This is a genomic window from Sphaerisporangium sp. B11E5, from assembly GCF_039871875.1.
Lineage (GTDB): Bacteria > Actinomycetota > Actinomycetes > Streptosporangiales > Streptosporangiaceae > Sphaerisporangium.
Window position 1 is genome coordinate 162,982 of the sequence record NZ_JBDPMD010000008.1, and the last position, 15,870, is coordinate 178,851.

Below are 15,870 nucleotides of genomic sequence, written 5' to 3' on the forward strand. Positions count from 1 at the left end.
TTATTCGGTACGGTGAGTGATCCGTCCAGGTCGTCGAGGGCGATGTGCGGAAAATGGGGCTGGCGTGGCGGCAGCATGAACATGGACCAGCGGTTGCGGGCGATCGGGCTGTGGCCGTCCGGCCGGCACAAGCGTTCCCGCTCGGAGCGGGTGCGCCGGGTCACTCTCTGGACGCTGACCGGCACCGTGATGGCCGCCTGGGGCGGCCCGCTGGCGGGCCTCGGGGACATCGGCCGGCAGAACGGCGGGACCCTGACCCCCGTCATGATCGCCGGGGTGGCGGGCCTGGCGTTGTTCAGCGTCCTGTACGTCCGGGCCATGCTCGCCGCCGTGGCCGGGCGCCGCGCGCGGTGGGACATCGTGCTCGCCGGGGTGGTCACCGTCGTGTTGATCCTCACCCAGGACGGCGAGGAATGGACCTGGGGGCTGCTCGGGCCGGCGTGGGCGGCCGTGGCGGTGCTCGGCGTCAGCACGTCGGCCGCCGTCCTCATCTGCGTGGTCTCGACCGTGGCGTCCGCGGTGCTCGTCTCCCGCGGCTTCCCCGAGCCCGGCCTGCTGGTCACCCTGGGTTTCCTCGCCACGGCGATCTCCTGGGCCAACCGGTTCCAGCTGTGGCTCTGGGAGGTCGTCCGGGCCGCAGAGGAGGGCGAGGAGGCCCGCGCCCGGCTCGCCGTCACCGAGGAACGGCTCCGCTTCGCCCGTGACCTGCACGACCTCGTGGGGCACAGCTTGTCCGCGATCGCCGTCAAGAGTGAGGTCGCAACCAGGCTGGCCGCCACCGACGGCGGGCGGGCCGCCGCCGAGATGGCCGAGGTGCGCGTCCTCGCCCGGCAGTCGCTGCACGAGCTGCGCGGCGCGGTGCGCGGGTATCGTACGGTCGACCTCGCCGCGGAGCTGCGCAGCGTGCGGGCCGTCCTCGAGGCGGGCGGCATCCGGTGCGCCCTCGACCCGGTGCCGGACGGCCTGCCGCAGGACGTCGCCACCGTGCTGGCCTGGGTGGTGCGGGAGGGCACGACCAACGTGCTGCGGCACAGCAAGGCCGGCGAGTGCCGCATCGGGCTCGCCGTACGGGACGGGAAGGCGGTGCTGGAGATGGCCAACGACGGAGCGGACGGCCCGTCCGCCGGGAGCGGCAGCGGCCTCGCCGGCCTGACCGAGCGTGTCGCGTCACTCGGCGGCGTGCTCACCGCCCGTGGCGACGGCGGCCGTTTCCTGCTGTCGGCGGTCGTCCCCCTCCGAGGGGCGCCGTGATCCGGGTCCTGCTGGCCGACGACGAGCACCTCGTGCGCGCCGCCATCGCCACGCTCCTCGCCCTGGAACCCGACCTGGAGGTGGTGGCCCAGGTGGCCCGCGGCGACGAGGTGGCCGGCGCCGTCGCCGAGCACGACCCCGACGTGGTGGTGCTCGACATCGAGATGCCCGGCATGGACGGCCTCACCGTCGCCGACGCACTGCCGGGCCGCGCCGTCGTCATCCTCACCAGCTTCGGCCGCCCCGGCTACCTGCGCAGAGCCCTCGCCGCCGGCGTACGCGGCTTCCTCCCCAAGGACGCCCCCGCCGACGAACTCGCCACCGCCATCCGCAAGGTCCACACCGGCGGCCGCTACCTCGACCCCGAACTGACCGCCACAGCCATGATGGCCGGCGACAACCCCCTGACCGACCGGGAACGCGCCGCCCTCCGCTCCGCCGCCACCGGCGCCTCCGTCACCGAGATCGCCCAATCCCTGCACCTCACCGAAGGCACCGTCCGCAACTATCTCTCCAGCGCCATCACCAAACTCGGCGCCGCCAACCGCATCACGGCCATCCGCACCGCCCAGGAGAAGGGCTGGCTGTGAGCCGGCGTTCACCGCAGATCCCTGTTGGCGACGGCCAGCCAGATGACGGGCAGCGGCGACACGGCGAGCCAGACCCGATGGACCTCCTCCCAGCCCGGCTCTCCCGGCATGATCCATGGGGAGGCGTCTCCGCGCAGGAACAGCGTGGCCGCGAGGACACCGGACAGGACCACCGCCCCCACCAGCGCCGCCGGCCGGTCGGGATACCGGCGCAGGGTGGACGCCGTGCAGGCGAGCGCGAGGGCCAGGCACACCCCCGCCTCGGCGGCGAGCCCCGCCAAGGGCAGCGGCACGCCGGGGAGCCGCGACCGCACCACCGTGAAGACGCAGGCCCAGATCAGGGTCCCGGCGGCGACGCCGAGAAGCGCGCGCACCCCCTGGCGTAACCAGCGGGGCACCGGCACCGGCCCCGTACCGGCTGCCAGGGGATCCACCAGCACGAATCCCGCGGCGGCGCCGATCAGTATCGCGGAGAGCCTGAGCAGGACGACCGCGTAGTACAGGGCCGGCCCGGGGTCCGCGCCGGCGCCGGCGAACAAGGCGAGGGGAACGGTGAGCAGCGCCGAGACCGCCAGCGGGGTCCAATCGATCGTTCGTGCCAGCGGCCGGAGCATCAGTCTGGCGACACGCATCAGGGGCACGCCTCCTCGCGCATCCGGTCGGCGGGCAGTGCCGAGTACGTGGCGGGGAGAGGCCGGAGGCCGAGCAGCGGCAGAGCCTGCCGGACGGTCGTCCGCGGGTCGAGGAGCCGGTCCCAGTGCTCCCAGACGGCTTGACGCGCGCCGGGCCGGGCCAGCAGGTGGCGGGAGTACTCCAGTTCGGCCGCGCTGTAGTCCACCCAGCCCATGTCGGACCTGCCCATGGTCCCGACGCGCCGGTTGCCGAACTTCCTGATGATCTCGACGTCGACGGGGAGTCGCTGCGCGGCGGTGTGACCGGCCAGCCAGAGCGCGACGACGGTCCGGGCCTGGTCGCGGGCGTCGCAGGACAGACTGTCGACCTGCGAGTTCCTGCCGCCCCACGGCAGCCCGGTGATCGCCGCGGCCGTCCGCGCCGCGAGGGTCCTGCGGTAGGCGGTCTCCCCGCCGTTGCGTCCCCACGTCTGCCCCGGCCGTACCGAACGGTCGGCGTCGGCCTGCGGCAGGTAGAACTCCATGTCCCCGCCGGCGCGCTGCCTGATCTGCGGCAGGTGAGCCCGCGCCGCCGGAGGGAGGGCCCTCGCCACCGGTTCCACCGCACCGGCCCACAGCGCGATCCACGGCTCGTAGCCGGGGAAGGCGCAATAGGTGAGATCGCCGCGGCGCTCGCAGTGCTGGGTGGCCGCCGGGACGTCCTGGGCCTCTCCCGCCGTGGCCGTCGTCACGCCGGCCGCCACGGCCAGGGCCGTGACGGCGGCCGTGACGCGCGCCGGCCGGGGCCCGTACCGCAGGAGGGCGGCGGCGCCGGCGAGCACGACCAGGGCGCAGACGTACACCACGTGCAGGCCGGAGGGCCGGGACAGGTGGACCGGCATGTCCCACACGAACACCACCGGGAGCAGCCGGCCGCCCGCTCCTACGATCATGGCCATGCCGAGCAGGAAGATCGCCACCAGAGGTGCCATGGGGTGCGGGATCCAGCGCCCGAGGGCGACCCCGAGGGCCGCCGCGAGCGCCACCGCGGCGACACCGCCGCACAGTTCGTAGACGTCGAGGCGGCCGGCGGGCACGGCATCGACCGACAGGGTGGCCAGCAGGAGAAGGGTCGCCGCGGTCGCGCCGAGGACGGCGACCGCGCAGGTGGCGACGACCGCCGCCGAGGTACGGGCCGGCGCGCGCACCGGCAGTGCGGCCAGTGCCTCCCGTATGCCGTCGCGGCGGTCGCGCGTGGTGACCAGGTTGGCGGCCACGAGGGCCGCGGCGCCGACGATGAGGGTCGCCGTGGCGGTGTGCACCGCCTCCAGCGACCAGTTCGGCATCATCTGCCATGTCATCGTGGCCCGCCACGTCACCGCGAGCGCCGCCGCGGCCCACAGCAGGGGAGAGCGCAGCAGGCGTCTGACCTCGAAGAGGGCGAGGGCCGTCCTCATGCGGCGGTCGCCGTGGAGGAGGTGTCGAGGGCGAGCAGGTAGCCGTCCTCGATCGTGGGGTCGGCGGGTTCCGCTCCCGCCGGCCGCTGCCCGAGGGTGCGGTACATCCCCTCGGACGTCCGCCAGAACAGCCCCGCGTGCGGCCGCTCGGCCGACTGCCAGACCAGCCCCGCGGCGCCGGCGGTGAGGCCGGCCGGAGTGCCGTCGAACACCACCTGGCCGTCCTTCATCGTGATGACCCGCTCGCACAGGGCGGCCACGTCCTCGGTCTGGTGGGTGGACAGCAGCACTGTGCGGCTCTCGCCCAGCCGGGAGATCAACGCGCGGAAGCGCATCCGCTGCTCGGGGTCCAGGCCGACGGTGGGCTCGTCGAGCACGAGGAGCTCCGGCTCGCCGAGCAGAGCCTGAGCCAGGGCGAGCCGTTGCCGCATGCCGCCGGACAGCTTGCGGATCCGGGTCGTGGCGCGGTCGGCCAGGTCCACCTCCGCCAGCACGCGCCGCACCTCGCCGTGCCGGTGGCGCCGGTCGGTCATCTCTTTGAGAATCGCGATGTAGTCCAGCAGCTCGAACGCCGTGAAGCGGGTGAAGAATCCCGGCTCCTGCGGCAGGTAGCCGAGACGGCGGCGCGCCTCGGTGCGCTGCTCACGGTCGGCGATGTCCAGGCCGAGGACACGGATGTCTCCGCGGTCGGGGGCGAGGGTGGTGGCCAGGCAGCGCAGCAGTGTCGTCTTCCCGGCGCCGTTCGGGCCGAGCAGCCCGGTGACTCCCGGTCCGAAGTCCAAGCTGAGCCCGTCGAGCGGCTTGACCCGGCCGAAGGTCTTGGTCAGCTCGTGAACGCTGACGGTTGTGGTCAACGGGTCCCTCCCGCGTCGAGGCGGCTGCGCCGCAGGTAGACGAAGACGGCGAGTACCGCGGCCGTGGTGCCGTACACCATCTGCGCCGGCGGCTGGAACGGCAGCAGACGGTCGCCGGTGAACTGGCCGGCGGCGAACACCCCGATGAGCCATGCCACCACGAGCAGCGGCGCGGCGGTCCGCACCGGAACGCGGACGGACAGCGCGAGGCAGGCCGTGACGAGCGCCAGCCCCGGGCACAACCAGGCGACCGTCACCACCGGTGGGGCCGGGAGGAACGGCATCGTCGCCGCGGCCAGGGGCGTCGCGGTGACCAGCACGGCGCCGGTGCGCACCAGCAGGAGCCGGCTCCCCGCCATGGGGGTGGCGGCGAGCATCTCGTGGGCCGCGTCGATCCGGGGGGCGTAGGCGATCGCCACCCCGACCAGGGGCGACACCGGAGCCGCCACGAGGAAGGGCAGCAGCGCCGCGGGATGGGCGGGTGCCCAGTGCGCGGCCGCGACGGCGAACGTCAGCACCGCGGCGACCCCCAAGAGCCACGCCCGGCTGAGCATCGGGGTGGCCGCCAGCAGCCGTGCCATGTGCTCGGGGACGCCGAGCCGGCGCAGCGTGCGCTCGATGACGGTGAGCCGCGGCCTGCCGATCGTGTCCTCGATGGCGGCCCAGGAACGTGACAGCCACGCGTCCTCACGGGGCAGGGTGTTCCGGCATCGTTCACACCGGGTCAGGTGCGTCTCGATGGACATCGAGGTCACCGGGTCGAGCCGGCTCGACACGTAGCGTTCCAGCAGATCGGTGTCGACGTGCCAGGTTCCGCTCATGCGAGATGCTCCCGAAGTCGCGCTTTGGCCCTCATCACACGGGTCTTCACGGTGCCCTGAGGGATACCGAGGAGGATCGCGGCCTCGCGCACGGTCAGCCCGTCGAGGACGGTCGCCTGGAGTGCCGCCCGCAGTTCGGGCGAGAGGCGCTGGAGCGCGGTGGCGAGGTCACCGTGCCCCAGTTTGAGCATGACGACGTCCTCCACCGAGCCCTCAGGCACCTGGACGTCCTCAAGCGGCACACCGGAGCCGATCCAGCGGTTCCCGCGTCCGCGCAGCAGCGAGACCAGCCGGCGGACCGCGATCGTCCACATCCAGGCCGCCGGCTCTCCCCGCGACGGCGCGTAGCGGCCGGCGCTGTTCCAGATCGCCAGGAAGGTGTCCTGGATCGCCTCGTCGACGATGTCGTCGTCGGGGCACCTGCGGGACAGCCGCATCCGCAGCCACGGCGCGTGCCGTGTGTGGAGGGTTCGCAGGGCCTCGACCCTGCCCTCGGCCGCGGCGGCCAGCAGGGCGACGTCGTCCTCCACGTCCGGCGGAGGGGAATGCGCTTGCCGGCTGCGAAATAATCGCTTCACACCATGTCTATCGCAGCGTGGCGTGTGCCAGGTTCGTCATATGCGGCAGAATCCGAATATCCCGCCATGGACGAGTCCTTCCTCTTGGCGGTGGAGAAGGTGGACGAACGTATCGACAGGCTGACGGTGGGGTCGCCGGCCACAGGGGCGCGGCGTTCGGTGTGGGTGATGAGGCCGGTGACGTGGACGCGCGGGTCCACGGGCTGGCGTGCGTTGTCCATGCTTCACAGTTGTTGTGCCGGTGGTGGGTGGGACTGGCTGAGGACGGGGGAGGTGGCGGCACTCACCGCCTCGCTGGATGTCGTCGTGATCGTTCCCGAGGCCGGGCCGATGGGGTGGTACACCGATTGGCGGGAGGGGCCCGCGTGGGAGACCTTTCACATGACTGAGGTGCGAGGTCTCGTGGAGCCCCGTTACGGGGTGGGTGACCGGCGTTCTGTCGTCGGGTACTCCATGGGGGGGGCACGGCGCTTTCATGTACGCCGCCCGCCATCCGGGCGTCTTCGAAGCCGCCGCCTCGCTTTCCGGTGTGCTGGACATTCGCGCCGACGTGGGTGGGTACCAGTCCTTCTTCCAGAGCAAGGGTGAATCCACCGACGCCGTCTGGGGACCGCCTTCGGACTGGCCGCCGCACAATCCCGCCGACCAGGTCTCCCGGCTGGGAGGGATCCGTCTGTACGCCTCCACCGGCGACGGCGACCCCGGTCTCCTGGACGGGGGTGACGCGACGTACGACTGGGTGGAGGCCGGTATCCACCGGCAGAACACGAACTTCGCCGAAGCCGCGGAGAAGGCCGGTGTTCCCCTGACCAAGGACTTCTACGGGCCCGGCACCCACACCTGGCCCTACTGGATCGCCTCGTTGGAGAAGGCCCTTCCTCTGCTTCTTCCTTGAGCTCGGGGGCTCGCGGGACGGTGGGACCGGTGACGCTGAACGTACTCGCGCAATCCGGGGCCCGGAACTTCGGCGCGCCTGGGGCGGTAAGTGACAGGAGAGGCCGCACCTTAGGGAGACCCCATGCGTGACCACGCGAGGCCACCCGTCATCGCTCTAGCCGTCGCCGCGGTCCTCGCCGCGTGCGCCCCGGCGCCGGAAGCCGCGCCGAAGGCGGTGCCGGTCGTCACGCCGGCGGCGACGGCCCCGGCGCCGCCCCGTGTGCCGTCCGGCGACGGCCTGCCCGGGCAGGCCGTCTTCGTGACCTTCGCCGGCGCGGACAGCGCCTTCGTGCTGCTCGCCGAGTGTGAGGGCGAGCAGGGCACCGCCGGGCAGCGCTGCCGCCAGCACATCGGGGTGCTGGAGGACGGGCGCTGGCACCTGCGCCGCTCGCCCCTGCCTGACATCACCGGCGACGACGGCATCACCGCGGACATCCGGGCCCTCGCCCCGGGTCAGGCGCTCGTGACGGTGGGCACCGGCAGGGACCCCGACCGCACCTGGGTCACCGCCGACGGCGCGCGGACGTGGACCCGCGGCACCACCGAGGTGAAGGGCACCGTGGACGCCGTCCCGCCCGGTGCTCTCCTCGTCACGGACTGCCGGGGCATCGAGGACGGTGGCTGCGTCGAGTCCCGCCTCGCGCTCGTCATGCCGGGCACCGGCGAGCACCGTGCCCTGGCCACCCAGCCCGCCCTCACCGGTGTCCTCGTCCCCGCAGGCACCAGCCGGGACGGCGCCCGCTGGGTGTCCGGTGTGGACCCCGCCACCCGCCTGCCCGCCCTGGCCGTCACCCACGACGCCGGGCGCACCTGGCAGACCCGCGCTCTCCAGGGCCCGGGCCGCGAGGACACCTGGGGCCTGCGCGTCGTGGACTCCGGCACCGTCCTCTACGCGGTGGAGCGCGGCCAGCTCCCCCCGGAGGAGGTGGTCAAGAACGGCCTGCGCGCCATTCACCGCAGCACCGACAACGGCCGAACCTGGGAGCGCGTCTGGTCGTTCCGCCCCGGCAGGGACCCCCGTTCGGTCCTCGCCGACGTGGTCGTCACCCCGGCCGGCACCCTCATCCTGCACGCCGAGGACGGCGTCTACCGCAGCGAGGACGGTGGCCGGACGTTCAGCAAGACCGCCGGCGGCCCCACGCCCGGCACGGTGACCTGGACACCGATCGGCTACGTGTGGTCCCACGACGGGGGGCCGGGCGAGTACAAGGTCTCCCTGGACGGCCTCACCTGGCACACCTTCGTCCTCGGCGGCTCCGGCTGACGCTCTTCTCCAACCGATCATCCGACGCCTAATATGTGGCGAATGTCCCCTCATGACGTAATAGACGCCGTCCCGCGATGGCCCGCCGCGGTCGCCTCCGCCGAGGTCTTCGGCCTCGGTGAGGGCCCCGTCTGGGACCCGGCACGCGACCGCGTGCTGTGGGTGGACATCGACGCGGGCACCGTCCACGAGGGCCGCCTCGACGGCGACCGCATCGTGTGCACCGGCTCCCACCACGTGGACCGGACGGCCGGCGCGGTCGCCGTCGCACCGTCCGGGGACCTGCTCGTCGCCGGCACGCACGCCCTGGTCACCGTGACCACGGAGGGCGCCCGCGTCTCCGGCCCGGTGATCCTGCCGCCCGGCTCCGGCCGCCGCCTCAACGACGGCGCCTGCGACCCCGCGGGCGCCTTCCTCGTCGGCAGCATGACCCTGGACGAGGAGGCCGCCGGCACCACCGAGGTGCTCGTGCGTGTGGAAAGGGACGGACGCGTCACCGTGCTCGACGACGACCTCGCCCTGTCCAACGGCCTCGCGTGGAGCGCCGACGGCACTGTGCTGTACAGCGTCGACACCCTGCCCGGCCGTGTCTGGGCCCGCCCGTACGACGCCGCCACCGGCGCCGTCGGCCCCCGCCGCGAGTGGCTCCACCTCGCCGGCGGCCTGCCCGACGGCCTGTGCGTGGACGCCGAGGACCACGTCTGGGTCGCCGTCTGGGGCGGCGGCCAGGTCCGCAGGTACACCCCGGACGGCGTGCTCGCCGGGGTCGTGGACGTGCCCGCCCCCCACACCACCAGCATGGCGTTCGTCGGCGACCGGCTGCTCATCACCACCGCCGCCTTCGGCCTCACCGAGGAGCAACGGGCCGAGTACCCCGACTCCGGCCGCCTCTTCCTCGCCGACCCCGGCACCACGGGCCTGCCGCCCCGCCAGTGGTCCGGCGGCTAGCGTGCGCGCCTTCGTCGTCACCGCGCCCCGCCGGGGTGCCGTCATGGACGTGCCGGCGCCCGTCCCGCCGCGCGGGGAGGTGGTGGTGGACGTCGAGCGGGTGGGGTTGTGCGGCACGGACGCCGAGTTCTTCTCCGGCGCGATGTCCTACCTGCACACCGGCCAGGCCCGCTACCCGCTGCGCATCGGCCACGAGTGGTGCGGCGTGGTGAGCGCGCTCGGCGAGGGTGTGGATCCGTCGTGGCTCGGCCGCCGTGTCACCGGAGACACGATGCTCGGCTGCGGACGTTGCGGGCGCTGCGCCGCGGGGCGTCACCACGTCTGCGCCGACCGGTACGAGATCGGCATCAGGAACGGCCGCCCCGGCGCCCTGGCCGAGCGGCTCCCCGTCCCGGTGACGGCCCTGCACGCGCTGCCCGCCGCGGTGGACGCGACGCTCGGCGCGCTGGTCGAACCCGGCGCCAACGCCCTGCGCGCCGTCCGCGCCGCCGCCCTGGCGCCGGGGGAGCGCCTGCTGGTGCTGGGCCCCGGCACCATCGGCCTGCTGGCCGCCCAGACGGCCGCCGCGCGGGGCGCCGAGGTGCACCTGCTCGGCGCCACCGAGCCGTCCCTGGCCTTCGCCCGCTCCCTCGGTTTCCGGCACGTGTGGACCCGGGACACGCTGCCGTCCCTGCGCTGGGACGCCGTGGTCGACGCCTCCAACGCCCCGGGCCTGCCCGCCCTCGCCGCCGACCTGGTCGAGCCGGGTCGCCGCGTGGTCTACATCGGCCTGTCCGCGGACCCCAGCCTGCTCGACACCCGTGCCATCGTCCTGAAGGACGTCACGGCCGTCGGCGTCCTCAGCGGCTCCGGCGCCCTCGCCGACACCATCGCCCTGTACGCCTCCGGCGCCGTGGACCCCCGCCCCCTCGTCGCCGCCACGGTCCCCCTCGCGCAGACCGCCGCCGTCCTGTCCGGCGACCGCCCGCCCACCGGCGCCCCCAAGATCCACGTGGACCCCCGCCGCTGACGCGTCACGTCGACCCCCCGTCGAAAGCGCCGGTGTGGCGCCACCTACCCCCGGGTACGGCCGGTCGCGAGGTGAGACATGTCAGGTACGGATCCCGGCGCCGAGACGCCCTGGCCGACCAAGCATGTCTACGACCCTCCTGCCCCGGAGGACGGCCATCGCGTGCTGGTGGACCGCCTCTGGCCCCGCGGCCTGACCAAGGAGAAGGCCCAGGTGGACCTCTGGCTGAAGGACATCGCCCCCAGCACCGCCCTCCGCCAGTGGTTCGCCCACCGCTCCGACCGTTTTGAGGAGTTCGCTCGGAAATACACCGCCGAACTCGACGACAACCCCGCCGTGGCCTCCCTCCTCCGCCTGGCCGCCGAACACCCGAGAATCACGCTCCTCCACGCCGCCAAGCACCCCACCATGAACAACGCCACCGTGCTCTCCCACTACCTGACGACCTCACCCCGCTGACCGCCGCACCCGGCCCGCGTCAGGGCAGCCAGGCGGATTCGACGGTCAGGTCCGCGGGCAGTTCGCCGCCGAGGACCTCGATGGTGGCCGTGCCGTCTTCGGTCACCGTGACGGTGCCCCAGGCGGTGCCGGCGACGAAGGGGTGGCGGCCGGGGCGGTGCGCGACGGTGACGCGGCGGGTGGGGGCGTCGTAGGTGAAGCCGGTGTAGGCGTTCAGCAGGGACCAGCCGGACATGGCTCTCACGTAGTGGTCGCCGCATTCGATCTCGTTGAACGGGTTGCGGCGGGTGCCGTCGTGGCGGGCCTGGATGGCCTCGACGATGCGCAGGGCCTCGGTGGTCAGGCCCTCGTAGAGGCAGTGGGCGGCCACCTGGTACTCGACGCCGGTCCAGACCTCGTCGCAGTAGCGCAGGGGGACGGCGGGGCGGCCGCCGTGAGGCCAGGCGCAGACGACCAGGCCGGTCTCCGTGCCGTCGGCGAAGACGCGGTAGCCGTGTTCGGTGAAGCCGGTGCGGAGGTTGTGGCGGACGATCGAGGCGAGGGCGGTGCGGACGCGGTCCGGGGGGAGGATGTGGCCGAGGCCGAGCTGGTGGGCCCACCACTGGCCGAGGAGCTGGTCGGACAGGCAGCCCTGGCCGAAGTCGTGCGGCTCGTCGGTGACGGGCTGGGCGTAGTACTCGCCGTTCCAGAGCAGTTTGTCGTAGGTGTCGCGGGCGGTGGCGAAGCGGGCGGCGTAGGACGGCGCCGCGGGCGGGTCCACCAGCTCGGCCATCGCGCGCATCGCCTGGAGCGCGGCCAGCCACAGGCCGCCGACGAACATGTTGGGGCCGTGCAGGCTGATGTCGTACGTGACGGGCTGGTCGCCCTGGAGCACACCGTCGCCGTCGGGGTCCCAGGTCGTGGTGATGTGGTCCATGAGGCGGAGCAGCGCGGGCCAGTGGCCACGCAGCCAGCCCGGGCCGGCGCCGTCGAGCACCGAGCGGTAGGTCTTGAGCACCGCGCCGAGCATGCCGTCCAGGGCGGGCCGCTCGGGGCCGCCGATCGCGACGTCGTGCAACTGGGGCAGGTACAGCGGCAGCACCACCCGGTGCGGCAGCGAGCCGTCGGGGGCCTGCACCGAGAACTCGGTGTCCCGCATGTCGCGGCCGAGCTCGGGGAAGACCCGGGCGAGCGCCTGCTCGTAGTTGAACACATGGTTGCAGTTCAGCGGGCACGAGCCGCCGGCGTCGCCGTTCCAGTTGCGGGTGGACGCCCCGAGTGTGCCCTCGAAGCCGAACGTGTGCCCGTCGGCGGTGCGGAACAGGCTGGGGGAGCGCACGAGGGCGCCCTGCGCGGAGATCGCGTCCCGGATCGGCTCCGGCAGGTCGCTGCCGGCCACCGCGTCGGCCCACGTCCGCGACGCGCCGTCCAGGTACTCCCGGTCGGCGAGATAGGTGTCGAGCACGTCGAGCGCGCCGCCGAACCGGCGGGCGTAGTGGTTGCCCACCCAGAACCGGCTGCGGCCGTACGACCGGGCCGGGCCGAACCGGTCGAAGTCCGCGTACCTGTTGGGGAACCACCAGGTGTGCACGAAATCGATCGTCGTCGTCTCCCCGGGGGCCAGCGCGAACGCGACCGCGACGGCGGCGTCCCAGGTGTGCCCGGGAAGGCTCGGCCCCGAGGGTGCCCGCATCGGCGACACCCCGTCGGCGACCGCAGCGCGCAGGGCGGCCTCGCTGAAGTCGCCGAGTTGCACCGGGGTCACCAGCTTCGCGGTCTCCACGAAGCGCAGCATCGCCTCGGTGCCGGCCGCCCGGGGCAGCGCGGCGGCCGGGCCGTCGGTCCACAGCAGCATCTCGCCGTACGCCGGGTCGTCCTCGGTGAGGCCCGGGTTGTCCATGAGCACACCGGTCTGGCCGGGCCGCCGCAGCAGGCGGTTGACGTTGCCGCCGTAGCCCGCGCCGCGCGTGCCCTCGATCGGGGTGACGCCGTCCCAGCCGACCGCGTTCTGCAGCGTGCCGAGCAGCCAGCCGTGGCGGAACTCGCCGCCGGTGTTGGTCACGGTGAAGCGGTAGCGCACCAGGGGCAGGGAGCTGGCGTCCGCGTCGAGCGGCACGAACGGGGTGAACGCCGACAGCGACACGGCGACGGGAAGCTCTTCGTCCAGGTACGTCACCTCGGCGAACGGGTACGCGGCGCGGAACTCGGTGGTGGTCACCGGCGGCCATGACGGCAGGTGCCCGGCGTCCGGCACCTCGGCGTCGGAGACGTTCGGCGCCGGGCGCTCGTGCGGCGGCAGCGGGGCCGAGCGCAGCAGCCGGACGGTGTCCGCCGGCGGCTCGGTCGAGGAGACCCGCAGCGCGAAGAAGCTGTCGGGCAGGAACCCGAGGTGGTTGGCCACCCCGGAGAGCTGCCACTGGCGCAGCGCGCCGTCGCCGCCGAGAGCCACGTGTCCGGTGCCGAAACCGCCGAGCGGGAACGCGACCGCGCGCCGTGCCTCTCCGGTGTACCGCCTCACCGACGCCTGCCCTTCACGGGGAGCACCCCGCCTGATCTTGATCATGAAATCGATTTCACACAAGCTAGACCGAGGTCACAGGTGGTGTCAAGCGCGAGCTCCGCCGGCCGGGACGGTTCGTCCGGGGCCGGTAAAGTTGGGGGTCATGGCCACGATCTACGAGGTAGCGGCGCTCGCGGGGGTCTCACCCGCGACCGTCTCGCGCGTCTTCAACGGGCAAACGGTTTCAGCGGAGAAGCAGCGCCTCGTCCGCGACGCCGCCGCGCGCCTGGCCTTCACGCCGAACAAGACGGCCCGCAGGCTGCGCAAGCAGAGCTCGGAGATCATCGCCCTGCTCATCCCCGACATCGAGAACCCGTTCTTCACCGCCCTCGCCCGGGGCGTGGAGGACCGCGCCCAGGAGTCCGGCTTCTCGGTCGTGTTGTGCAACACCGACGACGACCCCGCCAAGGAGCTGCGCTACCTGGAGATCGCCGCGTCCGAGCAGATGGCGGGCGTCATCCTGTCGCCGGCCTCCGACGAGGTGGACCTCGGCGCCATCGTGTCCCTCGGCCGCCCGGTGGTCGCGGTGGACCGCACGACGCCGTACCCGGTGGACGCCGTCAAGATCGACAATCGCGCCGCCGGCATCGCGGCCACCAACGCCCTGTTCGACGCCGGGTACCGCAGGATCGCCTGCATCGCCGGCCCGGCCGGCATCGAGAACACCGAGGACCGTTTCCTCGGCTGGCGCCAGGTGGTCTCCGCCCGCGGCGCCGGCGTCCACGAGGGCTATCTCAGGCACGCCAACTTCCGGGTGGACGGCGGCCACGCGGCGATGCGGGCCCTGCTCGCCCTCGGCACCCCGCCCGACGCCGTCGTGACCACCAACAACCTCATGGCCATCGGGGCGCTGCGTGCCCTGGTGGAGGCCCGCGTCCCGCTGGAGACCTTCGGCGTCGCCGTCGTCGGCGAGCTGCCCTTCATGCCGCTGGACCCCGCCTCCGTGGTGCAGGTGCGCCTGCCGGCCCGCCATCTCGGCAGGACCGCCGCCTCGATGTTGCTCGAACGCATCGCGGGTGACGCGCAGCCGCTGCGCACCGTCGTGCTGCGCGCCGAGGTCAGCAGGCCAGGCGAGGACTTAGCCCTGTAATCGATGCCACCAGGACATCCCCCTGATCAGAGCGGGGCGGTAACGGCTGGGTTGCGGCTATTGACGAAATCGATTTCTTAGACTTCACTGTGGCGCACCCCACAGCCGTATGGAGAGGGATGCAGGCCTATGAACGTCCCCAACCGCAAGGTCGCGCTGGCCTGCGCGACCGCCGCGTTGGCGGTGACCGCCCTTGCGGGTTGCTCAAGCGACGCCGCCCCGTCAGGGTCGTCGGCGTCCGGTGACAAGTCGCTGGAAATCGTCTACTGGAACTACGGCCCCGCCGCCGAGAGCGGCAACAAGGCCACCGCGGACGCCTTCATGGCGGCCCACCCCGATGTGAAGGTCACCCTCACCCCGGTCACCGGGGAGAACTGGGGCACCTACTACGCGAACGCGGCGACGCTCATCGCCTCGGGCAAGCACCCCGACCTCATGGTGATCTCGGGGGAGGGTGCCCAGTTCGTGCACTCCAACAACCTCGTGCAGCCGATCAACGCCTACCTCGGCAAGGACCCCGAGGCCAAGGCGATCGTCGACGACATCGCCCCCGGCCTGATCAACGGCTTCACCGTCAAGGGCGACGTCCTCACGCTGACGTACGGCTGGAACGACATGGTCGTCTACTACAACACCGACGTCTTCGAGAAGGCCGGCATCGAGCCGCCGGCCGCCGACTGGACCTGGGACGACTTCAAGGCCACCGCCAAGAAGCTGTCCAAGGACACCGACGGCGACGGCAAGCCCGACCAGTACGGCTTCACCTGGGCCAGCAACGAGATCTTCCCCGGCATCATGCCCTGGGTGGCGAACGCCGGCGGCAACCTCACCAGCGACGACGTCTGCACGGCCACCGCGGACACCCCGCAGGTCACCAAGGCCGTCTCGTTCCTCAAGGGCCTGATCGACGAGGGCATCTCCCCGGCGCCCATGCCGATGAGCGACGTCTTCACCCGCTTCCAGAACGGCCAGGTCGCGATGTTCGGCGCGGGTCGCTGGCCAATCGCGACATTCCTCCCAGCAGGTTTCAAAGCCTTCGATATCCAGCTCTACCCTAAGGGCGACACCTACAAGACGGTGTTCGGCGGCGCCGGGTACCCGATCCTCAAATCGTCGGAGAACCCCGACCTCGCCTGGGAGTACCAGAAGTTCACCGTGAGCAACGAGATCGAGAAGCAGTACGTCGGCACGCCCGGCAAGCCGGGCGACTCGATCCCGTCCCGCCGCTCGGTGGCCGAGACGATCTCCAAGGTCGGTGTTCCCCCCGCCAACTCCGACCTCTACTACAACAGCATCGACAAGTACCCGACCCTCGTGCCGTACCCCGCGCCCGCGAAGTACAGCACGTTCGAGTCGACCGTCCTCCGCCACCTGCAGCAGATCTTCGCCTCCGAGACCTCCGTGCCGGACGGCCTCAAGAGCTTGCAGGGTGAGCTGGGCGGCATCGTCACCTGCTAAGGCGG

At 72.7% G+C, this 15,870-nt stretch carries 16 protein-coding genes; 9 read left to right on the forward strand and 7 right to left on the reverse strand.

The annotated features are described in order from the left end of the window. Nucleotides 1-75: 75 nt before the first annotated feature. Nucleotides 76-1,251, forward strand: coding sequence for a histidine kinase (locus ABGB17_RS11065; protein WP_347628145.1), 1,176 nt, complete (start codon nucleotides 76-78; stop codon nucleotides 1,249-1,251). Then, complete coding sequence (locus ABGB17_RS11070; RefSeq protein ID WP_347628147.1) at nucleotides 1,248-1,841, forward strand: response regulator transcription factor; 594 nt, start codon at nucleotides 1,248-1,250, stop codon at nucleotides 1,839-1,841. Before ABGB17_RS11065 ends, ABGB17_RS11070 begins: the two co-directional genes overlap by 4 nt. 8 nt (nucleotides 1,842-1,849) lie before the next feature. Here the strand turns inward: ABGB17_RS11070 and ABGB17_RS11075 are convergent, their stop codons facing one another. From ABGB17_RS11075 to ABGB17_RS11100, 6 genes are read right to left on the reverse strand one after another with little or no spacing between them, the layout of a single operon-like run. Next, nucleotides 1,850-2,473: a hypothetical protein gene (locus ABGB17_RS11075; RefSeq protein WP_347628149.1), complete on the reverse strand. Its 624-nt coding sequence runs from the start codon at nucleotides 2,471-2,473 to the stop codon at nucleotides 1,850-1,852. After that, on the reverse strand, nucleotides 2,473-3,909 hold the full coding sequence (locus ABGB17_RS11080; protein WP_347628151.1) for a hypothetical protein: 1,437 nt from the start codon (nucleotides 3,907-3,909) through the stop codon (nucleotides 2,473-2,475). The genes ABGB17_RS11075 and ABGB17_RS11080 overlap by 1 nt, the downstream gene beginning before the upstream one ends. Continuing rightward, complete coding sequence (locus tag ABGB17_RS11085) at nucleotides 3,906-4,763, reverse strand: ABC transporter ATP-binding protein (RefSeq protein ID WP_347628153.1); 858 nt, start codon at nucleotides 4,761-4,763, stop codon at nucleotides 3,906-3,908. The genes ABGB17_RS11080 and ABGB17_RS11085 overlap by 4 nt, the downstream gene beginning before the upstream one ends. Further along, nucleotides 4,760-5,584, reverse strand: a complete 825-nt coding sequence (locus ABGB17_RS11090) for a zf-HC2 domain-containing protein (RefSeq protein WP_347628155.1) — start codon at nucleotides 5,582-5,584, stop codon at nucleotides 4,760-4,762. The genes ABGB17_RS11085 and ABGB17_RS11090 overlap by 4 nt, the downstream gene beginning before the upstream one ends. Next, nucleotides 5,581-6,162, reverse strand: a complete 582-nt coding sequence (locus ABGB17_RS11095) for an RNA polymerase sigma factor (protein WP_347628157.1) — start codon at nucleotides 6,160-6,162, stop codon at nucleotides 5,581-5,583. The genes ABGB17_RS11090 and ABGB17_RS11095 overlap by 4 nt, the downstream gene beginning before the upstream one ends. Then, the gene (locus tag ABGB17_RS11100) at nucleotides 6,159-6,383 is read right to left on the reverse strand and encodes a hypothetical protein (protein WP_347628159.1); all 225 of its coding nucleotides are present in this window, start codon (nucleotides 6,381-6,383) and stop codon (nucleotides 6,159-6,161) included. The genes ABGB17_RS11095 and ABGB17_RS11100 overlap by 4 nt, the downstream gene beginning before the upstream one ends. A 203-nt stretch (nucleotides 6,384-6,586) precedes the next feature. Between ABGB17_RS11100 and ABGB17_RS11105 the strand changes: the two genes are divergently transcribed. The 5 genes from ABGB17_RS11105 to ABGB17_RS11125 all read left to right on the forward strand — a co-directional run bounded on the left by ABGB17_RS11105 (nucleotide 6,587) and on the right by ABGB17_RS11125 (nucleotide 10,778). Continuing rightward, a complete protein-coding gene (locus ABGB17_RS11105) occupies nucleotides 6,587-7,057 on the forward strand; it encodes an alpha/beta hydrolase-fold protein (RefSeq protein ID WP_347628161.1) in 471 nt (156 codons plus the stop codon). Between the two features lie 123 nt (nucleotides 7,058-7,180). Continuing rightward, a complete protein-coding gene (locus tag ABGB17_RS11110; protein WP_347628163.1) occupies nucleotides 7,181-8,362 on the forward strand; it encodes a hypothetical protein in 1,182 nt (393 codons plus the stop codon). Between the two features lie 42 nt (nucleotides 8,363-8,404). Continuing rightward, on the forward strand, nucleotides 8,405-9,310 hold the full coding sequence (locus ABGB17_RS11115) for an SMP-30/gluconolactonase/LRE family protein (protein ID WP_347628165.1): 906 nt from the start codon (nucleotides 8,405-8,407) through the stop codon (nucleotides 9,308-9,310). A 43-nt stretch (nucleotides 9,311-9,353) separates the two neighbouring features. Then, a complete protein-coding gene (locus tag ABGB17_RS11120; protein ID WP_347628167.1) occupies nucleotides 9,354-10,319 on the forward strand; it encodes an alcohol dehydrogenase catalytic domain-containing protein in 966 nt (321 codons plus the stop codon). A gap of 78 nt (nucleotides 10,320-10,397) precedes the next feature. Further along, nucleotides 10,398-10,778, forward strand: a complete 381-nt coding sequence (locus tag ABGB17_RS11125; RefSeq protein ID WP_347628169.1) for a DUF488 family protein — start codon at nucleotides 10,398-10,400, stop codon at nucleotides 10,776-10,778. Between the two features lie 19 nt (nucleotides 10,779-10,797). Here the strand turns inward: ABGB17_RS11125 and ABGB17_RS11130 are convergent, their stop codons facing one another. Beyond that, nucleotides 10,798-13,320 (reverse strand): GH116 family glycosyl-hydrolase, encoded by a 2,523-nt coding sequence (locus tag ABGB17_RS11130; RefSeq protein ID WP_347628171.1) that lies wholly within the window; start codon nucleotides 13,318-13,320, stop codon nucleotides 10,798-10,800. A gap of 100 nt (nucleotides 13,321-13,420) precedes the next feature. Between ABGB17_RS11130 and ABGB17_RS11135 the strand changes: the two genes are divergently transcribed. Both ABGB17_RS11135 and ABGB17_RS11140 read left to right on the forward strand, forming a co-directional pair. After that, nucleotides 13,421-14,407: a LacI family DNA-binding transcriptional regulator gene (locus tag ABGB17_RS11135; protein ID WP_347628173.1), complete on the forward strand. Its 987-nt coding sequence runs from the start codon at nucleotides 13,421-13,423 to the stop codon at nucleotides 14,405-14,407. Between the two features lie 129 nt (nucleotides 14,408-14,536). After that, entirely contained in the window at nucleotides 14,537-15,865 is a 1,329-nt protein-coding gene (locus ABGB17_RS11140; protein WP_347628175.1) for a sugar ABC transporter substrate-binding protein, read from the forward strand. Nucleotides 15,866-15,870: the final 5 nt, after the last annotated feature.

Bases quoted from the DNA above. Each gene is read 5' to 3' on its own strand.
- ABGB17_RS11090 (WP_347628155.1), bottom strand. From the start codon at position 5,584: ATGAGCGGAACCTGGCACGTCGACACCGATCTGCTGGAACGCTACGTG.
- ABGB17_RS11125 (WP_347628169.1), top strand. From the start codon at position 10,398: ATGTCAGGTACGGATCCCGGCGCCGAGACGCCCTGGCCGACCAAGCAT.
- ABGB17_RS11130 (WP_347628171.1), bottom strand. From the start codon at position 13,320: ATGATCAAGATCAGGCGGGGTGCTCCCCGTGAAGGGCAGGCGTCGGTG.
- ABGB17_RS11120 (WP_347628167.1), top strand. From the start codon at position 9,354: ATGGACGTGCCGGCGCCCGTCCCGCCGCGCGGGGAGGTGGTGGTGGAC.
- ABGB17_RS11115 (WP_347628165.1), top strand. From the start codon at position 8,405: ATGTCCCCTCATGACGTAATAGACGCCGTCCCGCGATGGCCCGCCGCG.
- ABGB17_RS11080 (WP_347628151.1), bottom strand. From the start codon at position 3,909: ATGAGGACGGCCCTCGCCCTCTTCGAGGTCAGACGCCTGCTGCGCTCT.
- ABGB17_RS11140 (WP_347628175.1), top strand. From the start codon at position 14,537: ATGAACGTCCCCAACCGCAAGGTCGCGCTGGCCTGCGCGACCGCCGCG.
- ABGB17_RS11135 (WP_347628173.1), top strand. From the start codon at position 13,421: ATGGCCACGATCTACGAGGTAGCGGCGCTCGCGGGGGTCTCACCCGCG.
- ABGB17_RS11110 (WP_347628163.1), top strand. From the start codon at position 7,181: ATGCGTGACCACGCGAGGCCACCCGTCATCGCTCTAGCCGTCGCCGCG.
- ABGB17_RS11075 (WP_347628149.1), bottom strand. From the start codon at position 2,473: ATGCGTGTCGCCAGACTGATGCTCCGGCCGCTGGCACGAACGATCGAT.
- ABGB17_RS11065 (WP_347628145.1), top strand. From the start codon at position 76: ATGAACATGGACCAGCGGTTGCGGGCGATCGGGCTGTGGCCGTCCGGC.
- ABGB17_RS11100 (WP_347628159.1), bottom strand. From the start codon at position 6,383: ATGGACAACGCACGCCAGCCCGTGGACCCGCGCGTCCACGTCACCGGC.